This is a genomic window from Streptococcus mitis, from assembly GCF_001074635.1.
Taxonomy (GTDB): Bacteria; Bacillota; Bacilli; order Lactobacillales; family Streptococcaceae; genus Streptococcus; species Streptococcus mitis_E.
Window position 1 is genome coordinate 1 of sequence record NZ_JUQO01000125.1, and the last position, 1897, is coordinate 1897.

At 36.2% G+C, this 1897-nt stretch carries 1 protein-coding gene; it reads left to right on the forward strand.

What is annotated here, in order from left to right; translation table 11 throughout:
* Nucleotides 1-1897, forward strand: a 1897-nt coding sequence (locus tag ADI58_RS05250) for an Ig-like domain-containing protein (RefSeq protein WP_049521734.1), incomplete at both ends; no start/stop codon positions are given.

The window sequence follows — 1897 nt, forward strand, 5'->3', positions numbered from 1 at the left end:
TCTTACAACAAGTGATGGAGAATATGTTTTAGATAAAGCAAGTAAAACTATTACTTTCACACCTAATAAAACATTTACAGGACAAGCAAAAGCTGTAAAAGTTCAAATTAAAGATGCGAACGGAACAAAAGTCGAAACAACTTATACACCAACAGTAACTGAAGTAACACCAACAGGTAAAGATTCAGCAACTACTGGATTACAAGGGTTTGCTCAAAAATCTCCAATTGTCTTCAATCAAAAAGATGAAGAAGATGGAAAAACTCTAAACTTTGACACAGGTAATGAAAAAGTTGCCTTAAAACCAGATACATTAACATTATTGAATGGTAATGAAAAAGTTAAGACAATTACTGTACCTGATGTTGGAACGTATGAATTAAAAGACAATGCGATTACATTTACGCCACTTCCAAGTTATCATGGAACTCCTGAAGGGGTAACTGTTCAAATAGAAGACGAAAATGGAAAACCTGTTACGAAAAAATATGTACCAACAGTAACTCAAGTAACACCAACAGGTACAAACACTACTTCAAGTGGATTACAAGGAAAAGTTCAAACTGGTAAACCTGTATTCAATGGTGGAGTACCTGAAGTTCCAATGAATGATGAAGTACCAGCAACTTTAGAAGGTGCTGATCAAGATGGAAAAGTTGTTATAGCAGGAAAAGGTACTTATACAGTAGCAAAAGACGGAACAGTAACCTTTACGCCGGATAAAAACTTTGTTGGAGAAGCTCCAGCAGTGACTGTAAAACGTGTTGATAAAAATGGAACAATTGCTACAGCAACGTATACACCAACAGTAACAGACGTTTCAATGACTAGTGAGAATAAAACTTCAGAAGCACTACAAGGGAAAACACAAACTGGCACACCAACGTTCACGATTTCAACCTCAGATGTTCGTATTACAGAATACAAATTAGTTGATCCTACGAATAATACGCCTGTAGAGGAAGTTGAAGTAGAAAATCAAGGAACATACAGTATTGATAAAGCAACTGGAGAAGTGACATTTGTTCCAAAACCTGGATTTACAGGACCAACAACAGGAATTACGGTACGTGCTACAGACGAAAATGGCGAAACAAAAGATGCGACTTATACACCAAGTGTAACGCCACTAAAAGTAACACCTGAAAATAAACAAACAACGAATATTCAAGGGTTACCACAAGAAGCAACGCCAACATTTAAACTTCCAAAAGGAGTAACAAATGCTGTAGTTACAGAACGTAAATTGATAGTTCCAGGGACTAAAACTCTAACAGATTCTGTAACAGTAGATGGAAAAGGAACATTTACTATTAATGCAAATGGAAAAGTAACATTTACGCCAGTACCGTCATATGTAGGTGATGTACCTGCCATTGAAGTACAAGGAACGATAACTGTCCTAAATGATAATAATGATAAAACGACAATAACTTCAAAAGCTTCGTACAAACCAATTATTGTTCCAATTGAGTTGGAAAAAACTCCGGCGGATTCTACAGAGGTTCAAGGATTAGTTCAAAAAGGAACTCCAAAATTTACTTCACCAGAAAGCGTAGAGATAAATGGAGTTGAAAAAACAGTTACTGTTAAACCAAATAGTTATAAACTTGTAAAAGATGGAAAAGAAACTGATTCAATTCCAGCATACAAAAAGGATACTCAAGAAGTCATTGGTAAATATACAATTGATTCGCAAACAGGAGAGGTAACATTTACACCTACGGATAAAACTTATACAGGTGAAGTAGAGCCAGCAACTGTACAAGCAACTGGGTCAAACAATGTAAAAGTACAAACAACGTATACTCCAATTATTAAGCCTGTAAGACCGGTAGGAACTAATGCAGGTTCAGAAGGAATCCAAGGTGCACCACAATCAGGAACACCAAGCTTC